37 protein-coding genes and 5 tRNA genes are annotated in these 23,973 nt (G+C 52.5%); 8 read left to right on the top strand and 34 right to left on the bottom strand.

The window, feature by feature from the left end; genetic code table 11:
- Nucleotides 1-140 precede the first annotated feature (140 nt).
- The 5 genes from E3E26_RS09710 to E3E26_RS09690 are packed head-to-tail and all read left to right on the top strand — an operon-like array spanning nt 141 to nt 3,331.
- On the top strand, nt 141-1,487 hold the full coding sequence (locus E3E26_RS09710; RefSeq protein WP_167901121.1) for a signal recognition particle protein Srp54: 1,347 nt from the start codon (nt 141-143) through the stop codon (nt 1,485-1,487).
- Complete coding sequence (locus E3E26_RS09705) at nt 1,484-1,723, top strand: Lrp/AsnC ligand binding domain-containing protein (protein WP_167901120.1); 240 nt, start codon at nt 1,484-1,486, stop codon at nt 1,721-1,723. The genes E3E26_RS09710 and E3E26_RS09705 overlap by 4 nt, the downstream gene beginning before the upstream one ends.
- 4 nt (nt 1,724-1,727) lie before the next feature.
- On the top strand, nt 1,728-2,228 hold the full coding sequence (locus E3E26_RS09700; protein WP_167901119.1) for a YkgJ family cysteine cluster protein: 501 nt from the start codon (nt 1,728-1,730) through the stop codon (nt 2,226-2,228).
- Between the two features lie 54 nt (nt 2,229-2,282).
- Entirely contained in the window at nt 2,283-2,999 is a 717-nt protein-coding gene (locus E3E26_RS09695; RefSeq protein ID WP_167901118.1) for a phosphoribosyltransferase family protein, read from the top strand.
- Nucleotides 3,000-3,004: 5 nt separating this feature from the next.
- Entirely contained in the window at nt 3,005-3,331 is a 327-nt protein-coding gene (locus E3E26_RS09690) for a hypothetical protein (RefSeq protein WP_167901117.1), read from the top strand.
- Here the strand turns inward: E3E26_RS09690 and E3E26_RS09685 are convergent.
- On the bottom strand, nt 3,317-3,769 hold the full coding sequence (locus E3E26_RS09685; RefSeq protein WP_012571076.1) for an Lrp/AsnC family transcriptional regulator: 453 nt from the start codon (nt 3,767-3,769) through the stop codon (nt 3,317-3,319). The two genes, E3E26_RS09690 and E3E26_RS09685, sit on opposite strands and share 15 nt — an antisense overlap.
- 67 nt (nt 3,770-3,836) lie before the next feature.
- Between E3E26_RS09685 and E3E26_RS09680 the strand changes: the two genes are divergently transcribed.
- Nucleotides 3,837-3,914 (top strand) — tRNA-Arg (locus E3E26_RS09680).
- Nucleotides 3,915-4,327: 413 nt separating this feature from the next.
- Nucleotides 4,328-5,083 (top strand): metallophosphoesterase, encoded by a 756-nt coding sequence (locus E3E26_RS09675; protein WP_167901184.1) that lies wholly within the window; start codon nt 4,328-4,330, stop codon nt 5,081-5,083.
- Here E3E26_RS09675 and E3E26_RS09670 read toward each other — a convergent pair.
- Together E3E26_RS09670 and E3E26_RS09665 are read right to left on the bottom strand one after the other, a co-directional pair.
- Nucleotides 5,055-6,377 (bottom strand): lipopolysaccharide biosynthesis protein, encoded by a 1,323-nt coding sequence (locus E3E26_RS09670; protein WP_167901116.1) that lies wholly within the window; start codon nt 6,375-6,377, stop codon nt 5,055-5,057. The genes E3E26_RS09675 and E3E26_RS09670 overlap by 29 nt on opposite strands.
- Before the next feature lie 25 nt (nt 6,378-6,402).
- On the bottom strand, nt 6,403-6,702 hold the full coding sequence (locus E3E26_RS09665; RefSeq protein WP_167901115.1) for an FUN14 domain-containing protein: 300 nt from the start codon (nt 6,700-6,702) through the stop codon (nt 6,403-6,405).
- Between the two features lie 124 nt (nt 6,703-6,826).
- Between E3E26_RS09665 and E3E26_RS09660 the strand changes: the two genes are divergently transcribed.
- Nucleotides 6,827-7,153 carry a PadR family transcriptional regulator gene (locus tag E3E26_RS09660; protein WP_012571072.1) on the top strand — a complete coding sequence of 109 codons (327 nt, stop codon included), beginning with the start codon at nt 6,827-6,829 and terminating at the stop codon, nt 7,151-7,153.
- Between the two features lie 98 nt (nt 7,154-7,251).
- Here the strand turns inward: E3E26_RS09660 and E3E26_RS09655 are convergent, their stop codons facing one another.
- From E3E26_RS09655 to E3E26_RS09505, 31 genes are all read right to left on the bottom strand, one after another.
- The gene (locus tag E3E26_RS09655) at nt 7,252-7,410 is read right to left on the bottom strand and encodes a 50S ribosomal protein L40e (protein ID WP_012571071.1); all 159 of its coding nucleotides are present in this window, start codon (nt 7,408-7,410) and stop codon (nt 7,252-7,254) included.
- Between the two features lie 58 nt (nt 7,411-7,468).
- A tRNA-Leu gene (locus E3E26_RS09650) sits at nt 7,469-7,556 on the bottom strand.
- Nucleotides 7,557-7,596: 40 nt separating this feature from the next.
- Nucleotides 7,597-8,202: a 30S ribosomal protein S2 gene (gene rpsB, locus E3E26_RS09645; RefSeq protein ID WP_167901114.1), complete on the bottom strand. Its 606-nt coding sequence runs from the start codon at nt 8,200-8,202 to the stop codon at nt 7,597-7,599.
- Nucleotides 8,203-8,216: 14 nt separating this feature from the next.
- Nucleotides 8,217-9,242, bottom strand: a complete 1,026-nt coding sequence (locus tag E3E26_RS09640) for a hypothetical protein (protein WP_167901113.1) — start codon at nt 9,240-9,242, stop codon at nt 8,217-8,219.
- A gap of 6 nt (nt 9,243-9,248) precedes the next feature.
- Nucleotides 9,249-9,422, bottom strand: a complete 174-nt coding sequence (locus E3E26_RS09635; protein ID WP_012571068.1) for a DNA-directed RNA polymerase subunit K — start codon at nt 9,420-9,422, stop codon at nt 9,249-9,251.
- Between the two features lie 21 nt (nt 9,423-9,443).
- A tRNA-Pro gene (locus E3E26_RS09630) sits at nt 9,444-9,521 on the bottom strand.
- A gap of 17 nt (nt 9,522-9,538) precedes the next feature.
- Entirely contained in the window at nt 9,539-9,736 is a 198-nt protein-coding gene (locus E3E26_RS09625; protein ID WP_055430130.1) for a DNA-directed RNA polymerase subunit N, read from the bottom strand.
- 33 nt (nt 9,737-9,769) lie between these two features.
- Nucleotides 9,770-10,177 carry a 30S ribosomal protein S9 gene (locus tag E3E26_RS09620; protein ID WP_012571066.1) on the bottom strand — a complete coding sequence of 136 codons (408 nt, stop codon included), beginning with the start codon at nt 10,175-10,177 and terminating at the stop codon, nt 9,770-9,772.
- A gap of 11 nt (nt 10,178-10,188) precedes the next feature.
- The gene (gene rplM / locus E3E26_RS09615; protein WP_167901112.1) at nt 10,189-10,617 is read right to left on the bottom strand and encodes a 50S ribosomal protein L13; all 429 of its coding nucleotides are present in this window, start codon (nt 10,615-10,617) and stop codon (nt 10,189-10,191) included.
- Between the two features lie 6 nt (nt 10,618-10,623).
- Nucleotides 10,624-10,986, bottom strand: coding sequence for a 50S ribosomal protein L18e (locus E3E26_RS09610; protein WP_167901183.1), 363 nt, complete (start codon nt 10,984-10,986; stop codon nt 10,624-10,626).
- Between the two features lie 53 nt (nt 10,987-11,039).
- Nucleotides 11,040-11,127, bottom strand: a tRNA-Leu gene (locus E3E26_RS09605).
- A gap of 1 nt (nt 11,128) precedes the next feature.
- The gene (locus E3E26_RS09600) at nt 11,129-11,911 is read right to left on the bottom strand and encodes a DNA-directed RNA polymerase subunit D (protein ID WP_167901111.1); all 783 of its coding nucleotides are present in this window, start codon (nt 11,909-11,911) and stop codon (nt 11,129-11,131) included.
- 29 nt (nt 11,912-11,940) lie between these two features.
- A complete protein-coding gene (locus E3E26_RS09595) occupies nt 11,941-12,360 on the bottom strand; it encodes a 30S ribosomal protein S11 (RefSeq protein ID WP_012571062.1) in 420 nt (139 codons plus the stop codon).
- Nucleotides 12,357-12,899 (bottom strand): 30S ribosomal protein S4, encoded by a 543-nt coding sequence (locus E3E26_RS09590; RefSeq protein WP_167901110.1) that lies wholly within the window; start codon nt 12,897-12,899, stop codon nt 12,357-12,359. Before E3E26_RS09590 ends, E3E26_RS09595 begins: the two co-directional genes overlap by 4 nt.
- A 10-nt stretch (nt 12,900-12,909) precedes the next feature.
- Entirely contained in the window at nt 12,910-13,359 is a 450-nt protein-coding gene (locus E3E26_RS09585) for a 30S ribosomal protein S13 (RefSeq protein WP_167901109.1), read from the bottom strand.
- Nucleotides 13,360-13,398: 39 nt separating this feature from the next.
- Nucleotides 13,399-13,485: transfer RNA gene (locus tag E3E26_RS09580), tRNA-Ser, on the bottom strand.
- A complete protein-coding gene (locus E3E26_RS09575) occupies nt 13,471-14,058 on the bottom strand; it encodes a class I SAM-dependent methyltransferase (protein WP_167901108.1) in 588 nt (195 codons plus the stop codon). The genes E3E26_RS09580 and E3E26_RS09575 overlap by 15 nt, the downstream gene beginning before the upstream one ends.
- 59 nt (nt 14,059-14,117) lie before the next feature.
- Complete coding sequence (locus E3E26_RS09570) at nt 14,118-14,396, bottom strand: hypothetical protein (RefSeq protein ID WP_167901107.1); 279 nt, start codon at nt 14,394-14,396, stop codon at nt 14,118-14,120.
- 11 nt (nt 14,397-14,407) lie between these two features.
- The gene (locus tag E3E26_RS09565; protein WP_370520112.1) at nt 14,408-15,460 is read right to left on the bottom strand and encodes a hypothetical protein; all 1,053 of its coding nucleotides are present in this window, start codon (nt 15,458-15,460) and stop codon (nt 14,408-14,410) included.
- A gap of 571 nt (nt 15,461-16,031) precedes the next feature.
- Nucleotides 16,032-17,036, bottom strand: coding sequence for an RNA-guided pseudouridylation complex pseudouridine synthase subunit Cbf5 (locus E3E26_RS09560; RefSeq protein ID WP_012571054.1), 1,005 nt, complete (start codon nt 17,034-17,036; stop codon nt 16,032-16,034).
- Between the two features lie 60 nt (nt 17,037-17,096).
- Nucleotides 17,097-17,804, bottom strand: coding sequence for an SDR family oxidoreductase (locus E3E26_RS09555; RefSeq protein WP_167901106.1), 708 nt, complete (start codon nt 17,802-17,804; stop codon nt 17,097-17,099).
- A gap of 80 nt (nt 17,805-17,884) precedes the next feature.
- Nucleotides 17,885-18,136, bottom strand: a complete 252-nt coding sequence (locus E3E26_RS09550; protein ID WP_012571052.1) for a 50S ribosomal protein L14e — start codon at nt 18,134-18,136, stop codon at nt 17,885-17,887.
- Nucleotides 18,137-18,730 carry a (d)CMP kinase gene (cmk, locus tag E3E26_RS09545; protein WP_167901105.1) on the bottom strand — a complete coding sequence of 198 codons (594 nt, stop codon included), beginning with the start codon at nt 18,728-18,730 and terminating at the stop codon, nt 18,137-18,139.
- A gap of 9 nt (nt 18,731-18,739) precedes the next feature.
- Nucleotides 18,740-19,012 carry a 50S ribosomal protein L34e gene (locus E3E26_RS09540; RefSeq protein ID WP_012571050.1) on the bottom strand — a complete coding sequence of 91 codons (273 nt, stop codon included), beginning with the start codon at nt 19,010-19,012 and terminating at the stop codon, nt 18,740-18,742.
- A gap of 42 nt (nt 19,013-19,054) precedes the next feature.
- Nucleotides 19,055-19,582 (bottom strand): DUF106 domain-containing protein, encoded by a 528-nt coding sequence (locus E3E26_RS09535; RefSeq protein WP_167901104.1) that lies wholly within the window; start codon nt 19,580-19,582, stop codon nt 19,055-19,057.
- Nucleotides 19,575-20,165 (bottom strand): adenylate kinase, encoded by a 591-nt coding sequence (locus tag E3E26_RS09530; RefSeq protein WP_167901103.1) that lies wholly within the window; start codon nt 20,163-20,165, stop codon nt 19,575-19,577. The genes E3E26_RS09535 and E3E26_RS09530 overlap by 8 nt, the downstream gene beginning before the upstream one ends.
- A 75-nt stretch (nt 20,166-20,240) precedes the next feature.
- The gene (gene secY / locus E3E26_RS09525; protein WP_167901102.1) at nt 20,241-21,686 is read right to left on the bottom strand and encodes a preprotein translocase subunit SecY; all 1,446 of its coding nucleotides are present in this window, start codon (nt 21,684-21,686) and stop codon (nt 20,241-20,243) included.
- Between the two features lie 35 nt (nt 21,687-21,721).
- Nucleotides 21,722-22,168 (bottom strand): uL15m family ribosomal protein, encoded by a 447-nt coding sequence (locus tag E3E26_RS09520; protein WP_167901101.1) that lies wholly within the window; start codon nt 22,166-22,168, stop codon nt 21,722-21,724.
- Nucleotides 22,169-22,179: 11 nt separating this feature from the next.
- Nucleotides 22,180-22,647 carry a 50S ribosomal protein L30 gene (locus E3E26_RS09515; protein ID WP_167901100.1) on the bottom strand — a complete coding sequence of 156 codons (468 nt, stop codon included), beginning with the start codon at nt 22,645-22,647 and terminating at the stop codon, nt 22,180-22,182.
- Between the two features lie 11 nt (nt 22,648-22,658).
- Nucleotides 22,659-23,366: a 30S ribosomal protein S5 gene (rpsE, locus tag E3E26_RS09510; protein ID WP_167901099.1), complete on the bottom strand. Its 708-nt coding sequence runs from the start codon at nt 23,364-23,366 to the stop codon at nt 22,659-22,661.
- Nucleotides 23,363-23,968: a 50S ribosomal protein L18 gene (locus E3E26_RS09505; RefSeq protein ID WP_167901098.1), complete on the bottom strand. Its 606-nt coding sequence runs from the start codon at nt 23,966-23,968 to the stop codon at nt 23,363-23,365. Before E3E26_RS09505 ends, rpsE begins: the two co-directional genes overlap by 4 nt.
- Nucleotides 23,969-23,973 lie beyond the last annotated feature (5 nt).

Raw genomic sequence — 23,973 nt, 5'->3', positions numbered from 1 at the left:
TTTTTGATATTAAATGGACAAGATTGAACAGTTTAAAGGGCTTTAACAGAGCCGTTTTTGTCAAAAGAATACATTCGAACAGGAAAAAGCAACCCAACTGTTTATAAACTTTGGAGACCCCATCACTACGGTGGGAGAAGATGGCCTTAGAAAAGCTTGGAAAGGCACTCAACAATGCCCTGAGGAAGCTCGCTCGTTCAAGCACCGTAGACGAGGCGACGATTAAAGAGGTAGTGCGAGACATTCAAAGGGCGCTCATTCAGGCTGACGTTAACGTTAGGCTCGTTCTAGACTTAACTAAGAGGATAGAAAAAAGGGCCCTGGAGGAAAAGCCTCCAGCGGGAGTTTCAAAGAAGGAGCACATAATTAAAATAGTCTACGAGGAACTGACGAAGTTCCTCGGCACGGAAGCTAAGCCCATAGAGATAAAGGAGAAGCCGACCGTTCTGCTGACTGTGGGTATCCAGGGTTCCGGTAAAACGACCAGCATCGCAAAACTCGCCAGATACTTCCAGAAGAGGGGCTACAAAGTCGGTCTCGTATGTTCAGATACCTGGCGTCCGGGAGCCTACCATCAGCTCAAGCAGCTCGTTGAACCCTTCGGCATAGAGGTCTTTGGTGATCCCGAGGAGAAGGACGCCATAAAACTGGCCAAAGAGGGCGTCGAGTACTTCAGGGAGAAGGGCGTTGATATAATCATCGTGGATTCAGCAGGAAGGCACAAGGAGGAGAAGGGCCTCATAGAGGAGATGAAACAGATAAGCGCTGCCATAAAGCCCCACGAGGTAATCCTTGTCATAGACGGAACCATCGGCCAGCAGGCTTACAACCAAGCGCTGGCCTTTAAAGAAGCCACTCCAATAGGCTCAATAATTGTTACAAAGCTCGACGGTTCCGCCAAGGGTGGTGGAGCGCTCTCGGCGGTTGCAGCAACCGGGGCGCCCATAAAGTTCATCGGTGTGGGCGAGAGGATTGATGATTTAGAGCCCTTCGACCCCAAGAGGTTCGTCTCAAGGCTCCTTGGTCTGGGTGACATTCAGGGCCTTCTCGAAAAGTTTGAGGAGCTCCAGAAGCAGCAGGAATTCAGTGAGGAAGACTTAGAGAAGTTCCTTAAGGGCAAGTTCAACCTCAAGGACATGTACGCCCAGCTTGAGGCTATGCAGAAGATGGGCCCGCTGAAGCAGATACTCCAGATGATTCCGGGAATGGGCTACTCCCTGCCGGACGATGCCGTCAGGGTTGGGGAGGAAAAGTTGAAGAAGTTCAAGGTCATAATGGACTCGATGACCGAGGAAGAGCTCGAGCATCCCGAGATAATCAACTATTCAAGGATAAAGAGAATTGCCCGCGGTTCAGGAACGAGCACCCAAGATGTAAGGGAGCTCCTTCACCAGTACAATCAAATGAAGAAAATGTTCAAGAGCATGGATAAAAGGAAGCTCTCCAAGATGGCCCGCAAGTTTAACCTCGGGGGGTTTGGGCTATGATAGAAGCCTTCGTGCTAGTTGTTGTTAAGCCCGGGACTGAGGAAAAGGTCTACAACGCCCTGGCGGGGGAAAAACACATTAAGGAGATATACCGCGTCTACGGCGAGTACGACATAATCCTCCGTGTGGAGGTCGAGAACATAGGAGAGCTCGACAGGTTTCACGACGAGATACTCAGAAGGATAAACAACATCGAGATGACCGAGACACTCATAGCAAGCTCCTACCGGGGGTGAAGGCTTGGAGAATAGGTGGGTCGCGACCATCCACCTCGACACGCTGAAGGTGGAGTACGACCCCACCTTTAAATTTAAGTGTGTTGAGAACTGTGGAAAATGCTGCTACGAGCTGGAGATTCCGATTCGGGATGAAGATATAGCCCAGATAGAGGAGCTCGGCTACAACGCATGGGAATTCGTCGATTATGAGAAGATGTTCTACCGTGGGGACAAGTTCTTAAGCTACGCCCTCAAAAAGCGTCCCTTCGATGGAGGCTGCGTTTTTCTCGATCCAGAGACCATGCGGTGCAAAATCTATAACCACAGGCCTCTAGCGTGCAGACTCTACCCCTTTGTCTTCGTGAAACACGGGAATAAAATGGAAGTCTACGTCAAGGAAGATCCCTTCTGCCCGGGCATTAACCATCCAGAAGGAGAGCCTGTAACAAAGGAATTCCTCCTCAGAGAGTATAGGGACGTCATAGAAGATTACCGCAGGAAAGTTGTGAACACAGGTGAGTAACCGAAACATATTTATACATTTTCTTGTTAATTTTTGGCCACCGGAGGTGAGAGAATGAGTCAGCTAAAGTCGGTTCAGGAAAAGCTCAGGCTTGTCAGGGTGCTCAGACTGCTTAAGAAAAATTACACCTACGAGGAGCTCTCTAAGATAACGGGCCTCCCCATTACAGTCCTCAACAGATACGTCAGGGGAAAGGTCCTTCCGAGCGCTGAAAGAACAAGAGAGCTCCTGGAGCTGCTGCTTCCCTACATAAACATTGAGGAGGAAGTTAGAAGGAGGATAAAATTCGATGAGTACGGCTTCTTCGACAACATGCCAGTCCTTAGCGACACGGCCCTGATGAGCCTTATAGCGGAGGACGTTGCAAGTAGGTACATGGACAAAAACGTGGACAAGGTTCTCACTGCTGCAACCGATGGAATAGCACTTGGTGTTCACGTCGCGAGGGAGCTTAACGTCGACGTCGTATACGCCAAGAAGAAGAAGGAAGTCGGCGTCGAGAAGTTCTACGAGGTCAGCTACGTCCCAAGCGCTTCGGGAAGCGTTACGACGCTCTATCTGCCACAGTGGGCACTCAAGAAGGGCGAAAATGTCCTCATAGTCGATGATGTCATTAGGAGCGGCGAGACCCAGAGGGCACTCCTGGAGATGTGCAGGCAGGCAGGAGCGAAACCAGTCGGCATGTTTTTCCTCATAAGTGTCGGGGACATCATAGACCGCCTGAAGGAGGAGTACAACATTCCAGTGGAGAGCCTCATAAGGCTGGAGTGATCTAAATGAAGGTTTTAATCTACAACGTCGATGGCTTAACGATTCCCGTGGAGGTCGAGCCCGGCCTCCCTTTCACATTCCACTGCAGCATCGAAGAGTGCGAAAAAGAGATAGTCATTGAGGGAGTCGTGAAAACCGTCAATGAGGATGAATTCAGCAAGGTTCTCGAAAGCACGATAGCCGAGAACTCCGACTTTGAGAGAATAAGGGAGATAACGGCCAGGAGCCTGATATTCGAGGGGACTGTAAACGGAAAAGAGGTTAGACTTCCAGTGGAAAGCCTCGATGACTTCGCAAAGCGCTTCATGGACGAAGTCCTAGTCCTCCGTTAGTTTGAGCCTCAGGTCTTCTTTCACCACCTGCATGGCGACGCTCGTGTTCGTTTTTTCCACACCGTCCAGCGAGAGGAGCCACTTAACAAAGCGGTTCATATCAGCCCTGTCTTTGAACTTGGCGATAACCACAATATCGAACTCACCGGTTATGTCGTAGACCATTATCACCCTGTCGTTTTCGGCAATCTGCCTCTCAATTTCGGTGATTTTCCGCCCCTGAGCTTTCACCCCGATGACGGTCGTAAGGCCGAAGCCGAGCTTCTCGTAATCGAGGATTGGCGCAAATCCTTTTATTATCCCTTCTTCCTCCATGCGCTTAATCCGGTTGTAGACAGTACCAACGGCAATTTTAAGCTCGCGTGCTATCTCACGGTAGGAGAGACGAGCATTTTGCTGGAGCAGGGAAAGTATCCTGAGGTCGAGTTCATCCACCATCCTCACCACCGGAGAGAATAGACCGTAAACTTTAAATACCCTTCCCTTTGAGGGAATAGCGGGCAGTGGACCGGTAGCCTAGCTAGGATAGGGCGGCGGCCTCCTAAGCCGCAGGTCCGGGGTTCAAATCCCCGCCGGTCCGCCAGCACACTAAACTTCTGCCGATCAGAGTTTTATCAGAGTTCGCATGTCGCTTTTAGAATGACCGTCGTTCAGCGAGTTTACTCCTCAATTGCAAGTCTTATAGTGTTTCACTCATAGAAACCGTCCACTCACTCAATTTGGAGTTAAATCCACATACTCCAGACTTACAAAGACATGCAAACTCAATTCAGTCCCGCTTTTACTGGCTAACACCTGATCAAACTTTGCGAGACAAAAAGCTAGAGGAGGTGAGAGCATGGTGGAGGACGTCCTCCTGCTTTACATAGCAAGTATAAACGCTGAGAGAAGACGTAAGAAGAAAAAGCGCTTCCTCCTCTGAACCCTTCCGAAACCTTTAAATATTTTCCTGATTTTTAGTTAATTCGAGTAAGAAAAAAGTTGGAGGTGGTGACCATGGTCTACGTGGCTGTTCTGGCAAACATCAATGGCAACCTTCCAGCACTTGCCAAGGCTCTTGAGAGGATTGAAGAGCTTAAAGAGGAAGGGTATGAGATTGAGAAGTACTACATCCTCGGAAACATCATTGGACTCTTCCCGTATCCAAGGGAAGTCCTTGACACTCTAGATGACCTCATAAAGAAGGACACCGTCAAGGTCATCCGCGGCGAGTTCGACCAGATAATAGCGGCGAGCGATTCCCACGCGGAAGGGCCGGACTACATCGATAGGCTTGATATCCCCGCTCACATAAAAGCGGCCCTCAAGCACACATGGGAGGTACTCGGTCACGAGGGAAGGGAGTTCATCCGCGACCTGCCGATATACCTTGTGGACAGGATCGGCAAGAACGACGTCTTCGGAGTCTATGGAAGTCCCCTGAACCCGTTCGAAGGGGTAGTTCTTCCAGACCAGCCGACGAGCTATTATGAATCCATAATGAGGCCCGTCAAGGACTACGAGATACTCCTTGTTGCCTCACCAAAGTACCCAGTGAATGCCATGACAAGATACGGCAGAGTCGTCTGCCCAGGGAGCGTGGGCTTCCCACCGGGAAAGGAGCACAAGGCAACTTTCGCCCTTGTTGACGTCGATACACTTCACACCAAATTCATAGAGGTAGACTATGATAAGAAGCTCATTGAGGAGAGGATAAAGAAGGAAGGCCTCCCAGAGGAGCTCATCAGGATTCTCTACCACGGAAAGATTTAAGCAGATTCAGGGCCTCTTTAACATCTTTTCTTTCATAGGCTAAGAAAGTGAGGAATCCAATTAGGAATACCGTTTTTGACAGGAAGATCAGCAACTGGAGGGCAAGGGCAACGATGAGGGGGCTGTATATCCCCCAAGAAATTCCGAGCAGTTTGTGGGAGTAGTGGGCAGAGCCAATGAGTATAACCCAGTACCCCAGGAGAAGGCCGAGCATAACGCCGATCGAACCGAAGAGAGGTATCAGATAAAGCCACGAGAGGAGGGAAGTAACACCACCAAGGAGTGCAACAATCGTCCCATTTCTCACGTAGGCCGTCGAGTTGAGAGCAACTATGCTCGGGTTGTAAGAAATGTAAACCTCCATCGCCATCAGGGCAAGGTAAAAAGCCGGGCCTACATCAAAGCTGAAAAAGAAGGAGAGAACCTCCCTACCAAGGAGCATGAGAGCAAATATTGCCGAGCCGGTTGCTAGAATTAAAAGCCTCGTTGTCTTCTCGGCGAGAAGCCTGACATACTCATTCTCATTCCTTCCATACTTATAGGAAAAGAGAGGCATTATCGCAGACTGAAGCACCTGGGGAAGGTAAGTGAGCAGGAATGCAGCCGAGAGAACCGCAGAGACTTTTCCCGCCACTTCAGCCCCTGCCAGGTATTCGCTCATGAAGTAAGGTCCCTGAATGAGAAACACGCCCGAAAGCGTGCCGAGGAATGCAAAGGACGAGTAGGATAGGAGAAGCTTAAGTTCACGCTTTCTGGGCCTTCCTAGGAGGTTAAATTTCACCAAGTAGACAAGGGCAAAAGCGGAGATAAGCCCAAGAAAGAGCAAGTAGGGAGCAAAGACATCATGAACCAAAAAGCCTGTCATGAAGCCCAAAAAGGCGAGTGTTATTAAATAGGCGTAGTGCTCACCGCGGTGGATGCCATAGAGGAAGTTCCTTAGAGTAAGCTGTACCCCTCTAAAGACCGCCAGAAGGGAGAGGTAAACGTTAAACGGAAGCAACAGAAGACCAGCCAACGGAAGAAGAAAAGAGGGAAGCGTGATTGAACGAATGGCCTCCTCTCTGTTACTTCCAAGGAACTCCGATGCATACTTCCCGAGGGCAACCGCAAAGAAGCTCAGGGGAATCGCCAGAAAGAAGGCCTGCGAAATCAGGGAGTTTGCCCGACCGAGCTCTTCAACACCAAATCTCCTGGAGACGATTACACTGTAGAGAAATCTGCTGATTCCCGTCAGTCCCAGGGCAATTATCGACGCCAGTGAATGTCTCAGGAGAACGCGGCGCTCATAGCTCATGGATAAAAAGATAGGAGTGGAGAATTTAACCTTTACTGAAGCCGAGATAGAAGCCAGCTATGAATGCACCGGTTCCCGGCAGAATCCCAAGGGCTTTCTGGCCAAGGGACGCTATCTGAGCCGTTAGGTCCCCCGTGAGGTTGAAGAGCTTGTCAGTGTTTATTGTTATCACTCCCTTCTGCTGAAGCCAGAAGAGGCTGAGCAGGTAGGCGCCTATTAAAGCCATCGCCAACTTCATGACCTTCTTGATGGCAAATCCGGTCAGGAATCCTGCTATTCCACCGACACCCATATCCCCAATCATAGCATTTAAGTTCAAATCCATTCACACCACCACTGACACCTACATCAATGGAAGATAAAACGTTTTTGCCCAAAACGTTTAAATTAAACGGCTTCAAAATATTTGTAGATCATAAAAGTTTTCATAAAAGTTTGGGAGTGGGAACATGACGAGCCCCATGGAGAGACTCAAAAATAAGATTACCAAAGAGGTTCTGTGGCTCTACATCCTCCGCCTGCTCAGAGAGAGGCCAATGTACGCCTACGAGCTGAAGGAAAGGATAAAAGAGGCGTTTAATTTCGAGCCAGCAACCGTTAGCTCATACGTTGTCCTCTACAAGCTGGAGAAGGACGGCTACGTAACAGCGGAATGGCAGGAGAGCGAAACCGGGAAGCCCTCAAGGAAGTACTACAGGCTCACACCAGAGGGGGAGAAGCTCCTTAAAGAGGGGATAGCTTTTCTCGAGCAGATGCTCTTGAAACTCAAGGAATAAATGCTTTCCTCAAAATTTCTCAAATCTCCCTGGCATCTAGTGCCAATGAAATATCGAAGAAAAGCTCCAAATGGAGAAATACAAGAGGGCTAAAGCCCTCAGCGTCCCATTCCACCGCGCGGCTCCCTAGCCTTCGGGCGAAGGCCCTTGTAGCCGCACTTCCTGCACTTCTTTGCCTTCCACGGATTAGTGGCACCGCAGCGCATGCAGATGTACTTCCTAAATATCCTAGCCTCAGCCTCCGGGAATCTCGCCATCGTAATCACCCCATGATCTTGAATCCAACACACCTATTCATTCTCACTTTTAAAGCTTTGGTGCGGGGGACGGGATTCGAACCCGCGCAGCCCTACGGCAGCGGATCTTAAGTCCGCCCCCTTTGGCCAGGCTCGGGCACCCCCGCGCGAGGGAGAGTAAATTAGGCAAATTAAAAAGCTTTGCCCTCAGGTTCTGACTATGCGCATCTCGAAGTCCTCAACCGGAACCTTGAAGTCCTCCCTGCTCTCTATCTCCTTCCTGTTGTAGAGTATCTCCCTAGCGAGGATCCAGTAGATGAGCGCGAGGGCCTTCCTACCCTTGTTGTTAGTTGGGATGGCGACATCAACGTAGCTGAGGAAGTTCTCGGTGTCAACGAGGGCAACGATCGGAACCCCTATCTCAATGGCCTCCTTCATGGCCTGGTGATCTGCCCTCGGGTCAGTGACTATGAGAACGTCCGGCTCGAAGAAGTTCTTGACCTGCGGGTTGGTCATGGTTCCCGGAAGGAAACGGCCCGGTATGGCTCTGGCTCCGGTGACCTCGCCGAACTTCTTGACCGGCTTCTGGCCGTAGAGCCTGACGCTCACAGCAAGGATGCCCTCCGGGTCGAACTTGGCGAGGAACTTGCCGGCAACCCTAAGCCTCTCGTCAGTCTTCCTGACGTCAAGGACGTAGAGGCCGTCCTGCCTAACGCGGTAGATGAACTTCTTCATGTCCTGGGTCTTCTGCTGGGTTCCGATGTGGACACCGGCAGCAAGGTACTGGTCGAGTGGAACGAGGTATTCCTCCATTTTTCACACCTCCTTCATCCTTCAAAGGTTATTATCCTACCCCTTTCGCCCAAATCTTCGGCGATTCTTATCAGCTCGTTCAGCTTGGCGATGGAGTCTTTCCGGAGCACCATCGCCGGACATCTCAAACCCACCGCAAGGTGGGCCAGAGCCTCGTCGGAGGACTCGTAGAGAGCCTCCGCGAGGATCGGAGTAATCCTCTCCGACTTCGCGTCGTTCACAAGGTTGTATAAGTCGGTGAGCGTGCCCAGATTGATAGGCTTTATAGACAGCGCATTGTAGTAGCGCCTGTCGAGTATGTCTTTCTCGCGGAAGAGGTGCTCACCGTCCACGAACACCTCGTGGGTGCCAGCTATTAGCTCGAGGAACAGCTCTTCGTCGCCGATAGGCTTTATGTAGGCTACGTTGTTGTCCTCGACGATTGAGAGCAATTCTTCGGTCTCCATTGGCCTCTTCTGGACGAGACCGAGCGCCACCTCAAGGCCAAGCTCATCACCAGCTTTTTCGGTGGCTTTTGACAGAGCCTCAACAGTGCTGCCCTCAGCATTCTCAAGCACCTTTGTGGCCGCATCGACCACGTCGGTTATCTCCATGAGGTCACGAACCATAACGTAGTAGTCAAAGTCCTCACCGCTGGCTATCTCGAGGATCGGAACGGGCAGTTCAGTGGTGAAAGTTCCTCCGATGTAGCTGTAGAGGGGCATCCTCTTGACGCTCGCCGCGGCTTTGGCAACTGCTATTGAAACGGCAAGAGCGGTGTTGGCACCAATGTGGCTAAAGTCCTCGGTTCCGTCTATCTCCCAGAGGTAACTATCTATGAGCTCCTGCTCCGTGGCGTCGAAGCCTATCAGCTCGGGCCCTATAATCTCATCAACCTCGCTGACGGCTCTGTGAGCCTCAGCTATGTAGAGGCTCGGGTTCTCGTCTATCGGAGCCGCGAATCTTCCAAAGCCCGAGCTCGTAATAACGTCTACCTCAACGGAGTACTTCCCGCCCTTGAGCACCGCGACCCTGCCGATTACGTTCTCTATCACCGTCATCTCTCATCAGCTCGGCCTTATTACGGTGAGCGGTATTATGCCCTTCTCGAACTCAAGCAGCGCGGCATCGAGCGGCGTGATTCCTTCCGGGACGTCTATGAGTATGGGCGCACCCATCGCTATCTGGAGGGCCCTCGCCCCCACAATCCTCGCCCTTTCAAACCTCGTGTACTTAAACATTCCAACCACCCGTGCAAATTTTGGTGGGGCCGCCGGGATTTGAACCCGGGTCTCCGGCACCCCAAGCCGGGAGGATAGACCAAGCTACCCCACGGCCCCCCAGAAATGCGGTTTTTTCAGTATACCCTGTAAACCATTACCTGGTCGATGAGCTCGACGTGGCTCAGCAGGGTTCTCCTGCAGCAGTACCTCTCGATCCCGAGGTCATCTAGGACCTTCTCGGGATCCTCGCCCTTCTCAACGCGGGCCTTAAACTCATAGTATTTGTCGCCTATTACCTTCCCACACGTGAAGCACCTGACGGGGACTATCACCCGTATCACCTTCTCAAATGAATATTAAAGGGGTCAGCGGTAGGACTTCTGCCTCTTGGCTCTCGGACCCTTAGTGGAGCGGTTGGGCTTGTGCGGCTCGGTTCTCCTGCTGTCTCCGACGAGCATTGTCCTGTCGTACTTCATAAACTTTTCCTTGAGGTTCATGTCGTTTGTCCACTCCACGAGGGCCCTGGCAATGGCAACGCGGGCAGCCTCTGCCTGACCCATGAAACCGCCGCCCTCGACCTTGACGTCGATGTCGACCTTGCTGACGATCTCCTCGCCGGCAAGGACGAGGGGCTCCATAATGGTGAAGCGCGCAATTTCTGGCTCGATTATCTCAACCGGCTTGTGGTTGATCCTGACGCGACCCTTTCCTTCCCTAATGGTGGCCCTCGCAACGGCCGTCTTCCTCTTTCCAGCAGTCTGGATGACCCTCATCTTCTCTCACCTCAGAACTTTCCACCGAGGAACTTGGCGACCTCGCCAACGGTAACGTACTTGGGTGTGGCAAGTCTCGACATGTGGGCCTCGCTTATGGTCTCAAGCTCCTTGCCCTCGAACTCCTTCGGAATTCCAACGTAGACCTTGAGCCTCTTGAAGGCCTTCCTTCCGCGGTCGGTCTTCCAGGGGAGCATGCCCCTGACTGTTCTCCTGACTATCTCGTCGCTCCTCTTGGGGTAGAACGGACCCTTCCTTGGGTTGGTCCTGGTTCTCAGCTCGGTCCTCTGCTTGTACTTGGCGAAGATGTCCTCTCTGTTGCCGGTGATGATGGCCTTCTCGGCGTTAACTATGACCACTTCCTCGCCCTCAAGGAGCATCTTAGCGACCTTCGAGGCGAGCCTTCCAAGTATGAGTCCTTCAGCGTTAATAATCCTCATGGCCCATCACTCCATTATGATTACTCCACTTCCCTTCGGGTTTCTCTCAATGAGCTCCTCAATCGTGATGGCCTCTCCACCGGCCTCGATTATCTTCTTCTTAGCAGTCTCACTAAACTTCCAGGCAGCAACGACGACCTTGTGCTCGAGCTTTCCGGCTCCAAGAACGCTTCCCGGGACGATGACAGTGTCGCCCTCCTTGGTGTAGCGGTTGATCTTGCTGACGTTCACTTCAGCCCTCTGCCTCCTAGGCCTCTCAAGACGCCAGGCGATGTCCTTCCATATCTTAACTCCTTCCTCGTTCGACTTCTTTCTGAGGTAGCGGATGAGCCTCCTCAGATTGATGTCGGTTGGACCGGTTCTCTTCATGAGCATTCCTCCTTCACAATTCTCGCACCGAGGGACGGGGTGAACGTGAATTATGGTGCGGGGGCGGGGATTTGAACCCCGGAACCCCTGCGGGACGGGACCCTGAATCCCGCGCCTTTGACCAGGCTCGGCAACCCCCGCGTCAGTCCGCTAATTTATGGAGTTCGCTTATAAATCTATCGCTCTTCCTCATGAGGATTTTGAGGGCTATGGTGACGATTTCCTCAACGGGGAGCTCTCCATTGCTTTCCACAGTAAAGACGAACGTATTGGGCACTACCTCTTCCCTAATCTTATCGCCCTCGTACGGCTCAAACTTTCTCGGAAGGTAGAAAGCCTTCGTGGTGGTTATGACGAGCTCCTCGTCGGTCTCCTCAACGGGCAGACCGCGTTTCTCAGCTAAAGCCTTGAGCTCCTCCCAGTCTGGAACATCTTTGCTCACGTGGATCTTCGTGAGATACTTGTAGTAGACGAAGCCCGGCTGCCACTTGGCGTGGTCCTTTCCGCGACCAAGCTTGGCATAAGCGTTCAGCGTGAGCTTCTGACCTTCGGCCAGCTTGACTATCGGTATGTTCGGGTTGGCCGGCTTAACTCCCTCGTCGTCGCTCTTGAGGTCACCGGAGTAGACCATACCCGGCCCCTCTGCCTCGAGAGAGAGGGTAACGGTGTAATCGTCAAGCTCGAGGGCATCGAGGGAGAACCTCTCCACCGGAGTGGTGAGCGGAATCATGGCCAGCCTGTGGGCAATTATCTCGTCAAACAGGGCGGAATCGTTCTCGAAGAACTCAACCTCGTCAACCGCAAAGGTCGGAACCTCGGCCAAGATGGTTCTCCTGAGGGCGTTGGCGAAGGGAACATCAATTCCCTCAACGATGAACTTAATCGAATCCTCCCTTTTCTCAAGAATGCGAAACTTTGGCTCCATTTGCATCACCAAAAAAGAAGTTGTAGGGGTCAGACACGCCTACCCCTTCTTCCGCCCTTTGGCCTGGTGCCGTCGTGCGGAATCGGGGTGACGTCCTCAACCCTTCCTATCCTCAGACCTGCCCTAGCGAGGGCCCTGATGGCTGCCTGGGCACCCGGGCCTGGGGTCTTGCTCTTGCTTCCTCCAGGGGCGCGGACCTTGATGTGAACACCGACGAAGCCCTTCTCCATGGCCTCCTCGGCGGCCCTCTTGGCGGCTATCATAGCCGCGTAGGGCGAGGGCTCGTCCCTGTCAGCCTTAACGACCATACCACCGCTCCACCTGGAGACGGTCTCGGCCCCGGTGAGGTCGGTGATGTGGATGATGGTGTTGTTGTAGGAGGAGTAGATGTGGGCAACGCCCCACTTCTCCTTCTTCTTAAGGTTAACAACCTGCTGCTCCTCGCTCATGAGGCCTCACCCTGCTTAGCCTGTTCGATAACCATTCTCTCGGGGTGGCTCTCCTTCGCGAAAGGAGAGGTCTTGGAGTAGGTTATGGTGTCTTCCTCCTCCTTGAGGACGAGGTAGCCCGGAGAGCGGATTATCTGGCCGTTGACCTCGATGTGGCCGTGGACTATGAGCTGCCTGGCCTGCCTGATGGTCCTGGCGAGTCCCTTCTTGAAGACAATGGTCTGAAGGCGCCTGTCGAGGACGTCCTCAACGGTAAGGGAGAGAACGTCATCCAAGACGGCATCGGCCGGAAGAAGGCCGAGCCTGTTGAGCCTCTGGAGGAGCTGGACCCTCTCGATCTCAGCCTGCTTGCCCCTCGCCGCAAGGAGGTGCCTGGCCCTACGCCTGAACTCCTTGAGCTGGGTCTCGTGGCGCCAGAGTTCCTTCTTGTTCTTGAGGGCGTACTTCTTCATGAGCACGCGCTCTCTGTCAAGCCTCTCCTTAATCCACGGGTGAGAGGGAGTCTCGTACTTCTTCCTCTGCCTCTTAGGGTCTCCCATTTACACCACCTCACTTCTTTCTCCTTCTCACGCCGACGGTGGTACCGTGCCTGAAGTTCGACCTAGTTCTCTGTCCCCTGAGCGGCAGTCCGAGCTCGTGCCTTATGCCGCGGTAAGCCCTGATTCTCCTGAGCCTGTTGATGTCCTCACGCCAGGCCATGACGAGCTTGGCGGTGATAAGGTGCATGTCCTTACCGGTCTCATAGTCCTTCGGCCTGTTGACTGCCCAAGTCGGGATTCCGTGGGCGACCGGATCCTCGAGGATCTCCTCAATCTTCTTGACCTGCTCGTCGGTCAGGTAACCGGTCTTCATGTACGGGTCAATCCCTGCAACCCTGAGCACTATGGTAGCGAAGTTTATCCCTATGCCCTTGATGCCCGTAAGGGCCCATCTCAGCTGCTTATTTCCGTCCAAATCAACTCCCGCTACACGGACGATGTGTCTGAAGTTGTCCGTCATTACGAATACACCTCCATATCAATCCTTCAGAGAGGATTTTGGCGCCGGGACGGGGATTTGAACCCCGGTGTCCATACGGACACGGGCTCTCAAGGCCCGCGCCATCCCAGGCTAGGCGATCCCGGCATACACGCGGTAACCGCTCCCCTTTGCCAGCTCTCTCACTTCGGTGAAGTGCTCCTCCATTAAACCCTTAATATATTTTGCCCCCTGCTTTGTCTTGATAACAAGTTGCAGGAGGCCTCCATCGTTGAGATGCCGGGGAGCATTTATAACTATTTCCCTCAGGATTTCCTTTCCCGCGTGCACCGGGGGGTTAGTGATGATTGTGTCGAACTTTTCGCCCCTGACGGGCTCATAGAGGCTTCCCCACCTAACCTCGGCGTTTCTAACGTTGTTGATTTTTAAATTTTTCCTCGCTATGCTTACCGCCCGTCTGTTCACGTCGGTCATGACGACGTATTCAACAAAACGAGAGGCAACGATCCCTATCGCACCGTAGCCGCAACCGAGGTCGAGGACACGCCAGTTCCCGTCAAGTATCATACTCTCTATGAGCAGTTCCGTTCCTCTGTCGAGTTTCCCGAAGGAGAAGACTCCACTGGCCGTTATGAATTTAAAGCAGTGACCCCTAAGGCAGACCTCAATGGTCTTTGTCTTGAGGGGAACGTTTGGCTCTTCGGAGTAGTAGTGGCTCATGTGCAGGGATAAGAAAAGGGGTTTATAAAGGTAAGTCATGTCCAAGAGGTTTCAGCCAGTTATACCTTTGAACCGCTCCCCAACCACAGCAAAACCGTCACTATAACCACCGCAAGCCATATCCATCCGACCGCACCCATCACGTAAAACGGAATGTTCCCACTGCGGATTCCCCAGACTATGAAGCCCGTAAGCACCATGAAAACCGCCATCTCCAGTTGAATTGCCCACGAAATCCTGCTACGGCCTGCGAAAGAATCCCTGAAGGCAAAAAGTAGAAAGAGGTAGATAAGCCCACCAATTATCGCCGCGTATGCACCATACTCCATCCAAGACATGCTTTACCACCCTACCACAATGTTCCACATTTAACCTTAATAAACCCAAGTGCATAAACACATACTTGCATTGATGGACAGTATCCATAGCATCCTGAGAGTGAAGCCCATGATCCAAAGACTCCCCCTGCGATACAAGCTATACACGCAGCTCCTCCAGACAGTACACAAGCTGCAGTGCATCCAATGACTATTGCATATAATGAGGCACAGCAGGCTCCTACTATAACCCATGAAGGGGCCTCTGGCTGGGTACATATGAACTTTATGTAGATTAAGGGGTTTAGCATAAATTCACATGCAGTCAATGAGTCCATACTAACACTTACCCCTATTGTCCGGTATTGATCATATTCTGAAAGTTTGAGCCGCACTAAGTGTGATAAGTGTCTCAGCTCATAGGCAGTTCTGCCCCAAACCCAGTTCGTCTCGTCTCCGCGCCTAAGCTTCATGAGAACCTTGTTAAGAGTCCAGTAGTACTCCGAAAGGGTCAAGTTGTCGGCAGTAATAATCGTGTCTCCAACGGGAACAACTCTGCCCTCGTCATTGGGAGCAATGTTCATTGTGGTGAGATAAATCCAGTAACCACCATGGATTTTATCTGTAAGAATCCTCGTAACCAGTGTAAAGTTGTATTGGCTCCTCTCAGCCTTGTAAACAAGGGCGTACATCGTGTAGTTAAATGATTCATTGTAGAAGTTAATCCCAAGGAAAAGCAATTGCTCGTGCTTTTCCGTCATGTTGTAAAGCGTGACCACCGAGACGTTTACATTGGTGGTCAAGTTGGAAGTGCAGGAACTTGAGTTGTGGCAGGGGCAGGAAGTGTTAGTCAAGTTTGCGAAGTCTATGGTCTTATTCACCCAAATGACGTTCATCTGAAGCCGGCCCCTCTCATCATACCAAGCAACCACAGCCCTGCGGAAGGTTATGCTCGTGGCGTTCTCCGTCAAAGCCTTAGTCTCCTGGACAATTCCGAACTGGAGACTCAACAGCAGGGCAAGCAAGAAGACAGCACCAACCTTCTTGACCCGGCCTTCCACGGAGGCACCTCCGGAGATTATCACCAAATCCAATGTCAAAATCCTTAAAAACTTTTCTAATTATGAGTTATAATTAGTTCTGTTTTTTTTTCGTAGAATTTTCAATTTCCAACCGTAGTATTGGGGAGAAAACGAGACGAAAGAAGGCAAAGTAAAAGAGTGAACAAATGAACACAAACAACCGTTACTTGTGCAACCAAAGTTTCAGGGGCGTGGGGGCGTTAGCCCTCCGAAGGTTTAGAAGAAAACAGGGTTCATGGGACAAACCCCCGGAGTGGGGCTTTGAGAGTACAGGAAACTTTGGGAAAGAGCTTCACCAAAAAATTGTAGCTCCTCATTGCGTTATCCCTGAAGGGCTGGTTTCCCAACTTAAGGCCCGACGTTTTAAGTGAGAATCCTTTTGTAGGGGCCCTTTTGTATAGGTTTGCTTTTCTTTTGACGCCCTTCGGGCGTCTTTTTAGAGCTAAACCTTCGGCAAAAGAGTATTTAACTTAGTTTTCCCTTTCAAACAATCCTATTGATTAAGGAACCACTCAAAAAAAGAAACTTTGGGAAGGAGCTACCAACTTTGATGAAACTTTGCCCCGCAAAGTTTCTACCACAGCTTTGGATACCAGTCCCTAGGCATGAAGACCTTATCAACATCAACCGCTATTCCCTTGCTCTTCTGGAGCATCTCACCGCTCGTCATGGTGGCCTTACCGAGGGCAACGAGTTCATCCTTGAGGGTCATCACAGCAACTAAATCGCCCTTCTTGATGCCCTTGTGAACCTTGACTATTCCCGGAACGGCTAAGTCAGCACCGTGCGTTACTGCCGCAACGGCCGAATCTCTAATCCAGACCTTCGGCAGATGTTCAACGGCCTTCTCCATCGGCTGTATCGCCTTCCTGAAGTATTCCTCAATGCCATCCTCCTTCCAGAAGTGATAGTAATCAACAAGGTCGTGGAGGGTTACCAGGGTTTCATCCTCCTTGAAGGGGCCGCTTCTGGTACGGCGCAGCTCGGCCATGTGGGCACCAACACCGAGGGCAAGGCCAATATGGTGGATGAGCGAACGGATGTATGTTCCAGCCTCAACACCGACCCTGAAGAGCACGTCTTTGCCGTCTATCTCAAGGATCTCAATGTAGTAGACCTTTCTCGTCCTCAGCCTTCTCTTAACGGCACTTCTCAGGGGTGGCCTCTGGATTATTTCCCCCTCAAACTCCTTCATGACGGCGTAGATTTTGTCCTCCGGGACCTCGCCGTGGAGGTGCATCAGAGCAACGTACTCCTTACCCGCTGGAAGCAGCGCCTGAACCACCCTTGTGGCCCTCTCGAGGGCAACCGGCAGGACTCCGCTCACCTTGGGATCAAGGGTTCCGCCGTGACCGGCTTTGTTAAGGTTGAAGAGCTTCTTAACCCAAGCAACTACCTCGTGGCTTGTAGGGCCTGGAGGCTTGTCGAGGTTGATTATGCCGAACTGCATGTGCATTTCCATTGGCCTCTTCTCGGGCGGAAAGCCCCACTTGGGGTTTGTCTCAGCCTTCTCGTCCTTTATCAGAACCTCGCGCTTTATATCGGCTGGAAGGATTCTCCTCACTTCGTCCCTCGCCATGAGCATCACCCGATGAGCGTTATCGTGGTAACCTCGAGTTCGCGCTTTATAAACCTGCCCTCAGAACTTGAAGCGGTAGTTGAAGACAGGCCAACGGGGGAGGTACTTCACGAGCTTAAGATAACTCGGAATGAAGACCTCGCGCTTGTTCTTTTCGATGGCGGTGATGATTGCACTGACGACATCCTTAGGGTGTAGTGCCCCCTGTGGAACCCTGTCGTTCCAAAAGGGTGTGGAGACCTGCTTGGGATAAACCCGGATGAGCGTTATTCCCTTCTTCTCAAGCTCGTGCTCTAGATTAACTGAGAGATAGTGAAGGGCCGCCTTTGAGGCACCGTAGGAGGGAAGGTCCCTCACGTTCACGAAAACCACACCGCTCAAAACCATCACAACCTTGCCATCCCGAGGGATTAAGTCCAAGAGCTCACGTGTGAGAGCCACTGGGGCTATTGTGTTCACCCTGAAAATCTCTTCCAGCTCCTCTTCGCTCTGCTCTACCAGGGGCTTCAGTATACCAAAGCCTGCGTTGTTTATGAGAACGTCGAGCCTCTCAACACCGAGGTTTCTCAACTCACTTCTAATAACTTTAGGGACGTTTCTCTCCCGCAGATCTGCCACGATATAGTCAAAGTTACCCAACGATTGGAGTTTCTTTAATCTCTCTTCATTTCTCGCAACGCCTATAACCCGGTAGTCCCTCCCAACGAGAGCCTCCACCAGAAGCCTCCCAATGCCGCCGGTCGCACCTGTTATAAGTGCAGTTTTCATGCCATCACCAAAAGAGTCTCCAGAGAAGGACCTTAAAAGTGTTGAGAAGTTAAAAAGAGGCCAAATGGCCTCCAGGGATTTCACTCGAGGCTGATTCCAGCCTGCTCAAGGGCGGCCTTAACGGCCTCGTCGTCAGCGCCCCTCTCGATGTTGACCCTCTCTGGGAGGGGCTCGAGGTGCTTGACGTTCATCCTCCTGCGCTTGACCTTGTTGAGGCCAGCGCCGGTAACGAGGACGAAGTTCTTGTCGATGACGTCAACGACGACGACCTTCTGGCCAGCCCTCCTTCCTGCAATGATAACGGCTATTCTTCCAACCTCAATGGCTGGCATTCATCCCACCTCCTTCTTTTTGTTGCCCGGGCTAACGCCCGACCCCGCGTCACCGTCGGGGTAAAGGTGGTCGATGGCGGCCTTCACAATCGCGAAGACCCCATCGGGACCCCATTTAGCGGTGTTGATTATCAAGTCATAAATCGACTTGTCGTCGATGTCAATACCGTAGAGGTTTAAATACCTTTTCCTGTTGCCCTTCTCGCGCTCGGCTATCTGCACGAAGGCCTCCTCTACGGTTATGCCCTCCCTGCGGGCGACACGTCTGGCGCGCTCCATTATCGGAGCGTCGAGCCATATCTTAAGGTCAGCGTCCTTAACCATCCAGCCTGCAAGGCGGCCTTCAATAACGACGTTGCACTCCTTGGCTGCCTCAACCTGCCTCCTGTCAACCTCCCTGTCGATCTCGGGATGAAGCTCGGCATACTCCTGGAACTCCTGGAGGGTCATGCCCATCTCCTTGGCCATCTGGCGGAAGATTAAGCCGGCGTAGATGTGCTTGAAGCCGTAGTGCTTGGCGAGATTCCTGCACAGAGTGGTCGTTCCTGAACCGGCTAGGCCGCTGACGGTTATGACGAGGCAGCCCCTGGGCATGTTCGCACCTCAGAGGGAAATTCCAGCCCTAATCTGGGCCTTTATAACCTTCCTCATGCAGCTCGGGCAGAGGTTCGGGTAGGGCCTCTCTGGCCTCTTCTTGGTCTTCGGGAGCTTCCTGAGCTCGCTCGGCCTGCCGCGCGGGACGCCGTTGAGCGGCCTGCCGCACATGGCGCAGTGTGCAATCTTTGGCTTCTTCCTCTCAAAGTGTATGACCGTCCTTCCGCCCGGAGTCCTGACGTACTTCCTTCTCCATGACCTTGACCTGTACATTGGCTTCATTTCTCTCACCTCGCAACCCCTTTTTGTCAAACGTTTTTAAATTTAACCCATGTCGAGGAGCTTCCTAAGGATGTAACCCGTTATCATGGAGGTCATGATGTACCAGCCGATGTAACCAAGCTCGTTGGCTGGAAGGCCAGAGTGATAGAGCCCGTGGAACCAGTCGAAGAGGAAGAAGTCGAACGGTGACTTAGCTATACCGACCTCAACGTACCATCTCCTGAGCCAGCTGAAGAATATCCAGAATATCGGCATCGTCAGAAGCGTGACCTTGAACATCGTGTCCTTCATGACCTCGCTCTGGAGCTTCATGAGCTCCATCTGCTCCTGCTGGAGCTTCCTGAGCTTCTTCTCATCCTTGGAGGCCTGGGCCTCCTTGTACTTCTTCTGGAACTCCTTGCTCTTCTTCTGGAGCAGCTTAACCTTCTCCTGATCAACCAAGGCGTAGTTAATCAGGGTGAAGAACGTACCAAGTATTATTCCCGACACGGTAACTACCCATATCGGGTGGTACGACGTTATCATTGGCCCGAACAGGGTGTCAAGGAATATGTATATACCCTCAATCATACTCTCCCACCGCCAAATCCAGTACTTCAACAAGCTCGTGGACGGCCTCTTCAAGGCCCTTATCCTCATGGTTCTCGATTATCTTTATAAGCGCGTTGGAGTGCATCGCGTAACTAACCGCCGCGGCGCGGTTCAGGTCCTGGTGCCTCTGTATCTGCTCCTCAGTTTCAACGTCCCTATCGCGCTTGAGGTCCCTAAGCCTCCTACCGAGTATCTCGCTTGGAGCCGCCTCGATTATGACTATGAAGTTGGGGTTTATGACCTCTATAACCTCCTTGGGAAAGCCGAGCAGGTAGCCCACAGGAGTTCTTATTGTGGCATGGGTATCGAGGAGTATTGGCTCGGTCTTTGACATCTCAACGATTCTTCTTGCCGCTTTCATCTGGAGCCCCTTCTGAACGTTCGGATTGAGCTTCCTCATCTCGTCCCTGTGCTTCACCAGGCCGGCCTTCAGGGCTTCTTCGAACATCAGATCCCCAAAGTTGACCAGCTTGAACTTAGCTCTGGTCTTCCGGAGAGCCAGCCTGGTTATGGTGCTCTTTCCTACGCCAGGGATTCCTGTTATCATGACCACAAACGGCATCATGCTCACCCAAGGAGGTTTCTGGAAGAAGTAATCGAACCGGGTTTAAAAGGTTTTGTAAAGAAAGGAAAGGGTTCACTTGGAGAAGAACTTCCTCAAAGCTGGGAACATTTCCGTGGCCTGCTCTCTGGCTATCTCCTCGTAGAACCTGTAGAGTATACCGACGGTAAGGAGGATTCCTGTTCCAGTACCGAGCGCTCCAAGGAAGTCTGCCAGCACTGCAACAAGCGCCAGGGTGAATGAACCCAAGAAGGTAACATAGGGTATGTACCTGTTGAGAACCCTCTCGAGTATCCTCGGGTCCCTCCTGAACCCTGGAATCTGAAGTCCAGCGCTCTGGAGCTGCCTGGCTATGCTCTTGGCGTCTAGGCCGGTGAGCTCAACCCACAGGAAACCGAAGATTATCGCCCAGAATATCGTCATCAGGGCGTAAACGAGTGCCCTTGTTGGATCTGCTATGACGTGGTAGATGTCCCTTGGTGGGTAGAGATAGGTAACGAATCCACTTATGGGGTATCCATTGGCATCGAAGGTTCCAAGCCAGGTGTAGCCGAAGTTGTTAAGGAGCCTGGCCCAGAGCTGTATGTTGGCGTAGAGGGCAAACGTCAGGATTATCGGAATGTTGCTGACGTACATGAACCTTATCGGGTACCTTCCGCGAACGGTAACCCTTCCGTAGCTGAGCGGGATCTCAACGCGCATGCTCTCGAGATAGACGACGACTAGGAATACAACTATGGTTGCCAGCAGATCCATCATGTCCGGTAGCGCGCCTCTGTACAAAGCTCCCGTAACGTCACCGTAGAACAGGTGCTGGATGAACGCAGGTATGGCACCGGCTATTGTAGGTCCGCCTGTTAGTGGGTCGATGTATTCGGTAGTGGTCATTGGGTTGAGGGCCTTAACAATAACTGTCTGTGAAACTCCCGCGGCGATGAAGAGGCTGATACCACTACCTATACCCCACTTACTGACAAGCTCATCGAGAAGGATGAGCATCACCGAGGCAAATCCCAGCTGGAGGAGTATCAGTATGGCGAGCCCTATGCCTATGTAAACCGCACCTCCTGGAGTTTGGACCGTCTGGAACGCACCGAGACCCATATCAACCTTACCGAACGCTCCTGCAAAGACGTATATGGCGGCCTCAAAGAAGCTCATGAATACCGCGAAGAGCTTTTGAGCCGCTTGATAAAACCTCCTATCCTCATGGTTTGAGAGATCAAGGTGAACTATGTCGGAACCGACGAGAAGCTGCATGATAATACTAGCGGTGACAATTGGACCGATACCAAGGGTCAGAAGAGAACCGCTCCTACCGGCGAGAACGAATCTGAGCGTGGCGAAGTAGTCCTGAATCTGCGCTGGGATTCCATAGAGCGGAATCTCGGCGAGGATAAAGTACAGTAGCAGAACAATGCCTGTCCACATGAACTTCTCCTTGAGTGGGACGTGCCTCTTGGGCCTTTCAACTTCAGGGAAGTACCTCTCTATCGCGAACACTACGTTCCTTAATCCCATGATTAACACCCGCCAGAAGTTAAATTAAAGGAAAATCAGGCGAGGAGAACCTCGCCGCCAGCGGCCTTAATCTTCTCCTCGGCCTTGGGGGTGACGTAGTAGGCCTTAACGACTATGGCCCTGGTGAGCTTTCCTGAGCCGAGAACCTTGTCAACGCCGAGCTGAGTGGTATCGACGATTATCTTTCCACCTTCCTCGTAGGCGATGCCCATTTGCATGAGCTCGTCGAGGTTCTCGTCGAGGAAGCTCAGGTTTACGGTCTGCGGGGTGTACTGAACAGCCTTCGGCCTGTGGAAGCCCCTCTTGCCGAGGTGGTCCGGGGCATACTTGATGGTCCAGGTCCACTTGGTGTTTTTCCTCTTTCCAGTTCCAGCCATTCCCTTACCGCCTTTGCTTCCACCGCCACGGTGCTTCTTCTTGCAGCCCCATCCGTGAGTGTGACTTCCGCGGAGCTTCCTAACCTTCTTCCTTCTCCTAATCATCTCTCGCCACCTCAGAGCATTCTCTCAATGAGCTCGTTAATCTTCTCGCCGCGGTAACCGAGGGCTCCGCCTTCCTTGAATGAGCGCTTCTTGCTTCCCTTGAGACCGCCCCTCGGTGGGTGGAGCCTGAAGACGGGCTTGATGTTCGGGAGGTCAGTGAGCTTCATCTCGCCCTCGACGACCTTTTTGGCGAACTCCTCTATGCTCATTCCGAGCTTCTCCTTGACATACTCATCGGTAACCGGCTTGTTGCCTATGAGCCTGCCCCTCTTCCTGATGAGCTTGGCCAAGGTTTCCGCATCTATCTCGCCCCAGGTGATGTAGTCCTTGACCTTCTGAACCATGCCCTTGTAGCTCGGGGTGTCGTCGATGAGGACTAGGTGGTTGATCCTGTGGAGGCGGAGCATAGCGAGGGTGTCTCTCACTTCTCCCCTCGCCCTGATTCCGCTCCTAAGCCTGATGAGTGCAAGCTTTGCCATTCTCTCTCACCTCACTCCAGCTCAAAGTTGGCTGCCATCTCCCTTCCAACGACGATGCCGTACTTCTCAACCATCTCCGGCTTGATTGCAACCCTGTTGGTGTTGTAAAGCGCGTTGAAGACTGCCTTGGCGAAGTTAACGGTGGTCCTCGTCTCACCGAGGGTCTGGGACCAGACGTCCTGAACGCCAGCGAGGCTGAGTATCTTCTTTCCAACGTCACCGATGACCAGTCCAAGGCCACGCGGTCCGGGCATGAGCTTGACGCGGACGCTTCCCTCCTTGCCCTCGACGGCGAACGGAATTGAGTGTGGCCTCCTGCACCTGCACTCCCAGCTTCCACAGCCGCGCTTTATCTCAATGATGTTCATCTTGGCGTAGTTGATGGCCTTCCTGATGGCTATTCCGACCTCCTTACCGTGGCCGATTCCAAGGCCGACATAGCCATCCCTGTTGCCCACAGCGGCAAGAACGCGGAAGCGAATCCTCCTACCGCTGTCGGTCATCCTAACCGTCAGAGCGATGTCGAGCACTTCCTGGTTCTCCCTGAGGTTAACCTCAGGAAGGAGCACGTCAACTATCTCGGGCTCCTTAATCTGGTAGCCCTTGCGGAATATCTCGTGAATGTCAGTTATCTGGCCCTCCTTGACGAGCATACCGAGCTTGGTCCTCGGCTGCCACTCCTCCAAAACCCTCTGGGCGATCTCCCTCGGGTCGCTCATTCTCTCGCCTCCTCAAACTTTTCGATTATTCTCGCCTTGACCTCCTCAAAGTGCTCTGGGAGCTTTTCGGGCTCGAGGCCCTTAACGAGATAGCCACCGAACTGCTTCCTGTAGAGGGTCTCGTCCTCCTCCTTGAGGGTCCTGGCGTAGTTGGCGATGTGCTCGCCGGTTATCCTGTAGTCCTCCGGGTAGATCTCCTCGCTGTGCGGGACGTTCAAGCCAGCATCGACGGCTCCCTTGAGGACGGCGAAGACGCTCGAGCCTCTGGTCGGCGGGTGGAGGCCTATGTCAAGTATGGCCTCTTCAATGCCGGCCTTCTTGGCCTTGTAACCGATGAGCAGGCCAAGCAGGTAAGCGCTTGGCGTGTTGCCACCGTGGCCCTTCCAGCCGAAGTCCCTCATAAGCTCCCTGGTGTGAGCCGAAACGAGGGTCTTGTCACCCTTTGGATCGTAAACCACTATCTGGGCGATGTGGTGGTTGAGGCTCTTCCTCACGACAAGCCTCGGCTTGCCCGACTTAAGGAGAGCGAGCCTCTTGTGATAGTTAGTCTTACCCTCTCTCCTCCTCCTGAAGGGAACCCTATACCTCGGTCCGTGCGCCATCTCTC

It is taken from the genome of Thermococcus sp. LS1 (genome assembly GCF_012027395.1).
Lineage (GTDB): Archaea > Methanobacteriota_B > Thermococci > Thermococcales > Thermococcaceae > Thermococcus.
Note: the sequence above shows the minus strand (reverse complement) of the source record. Positions and strands in the feature narration are given on the sequence as shown.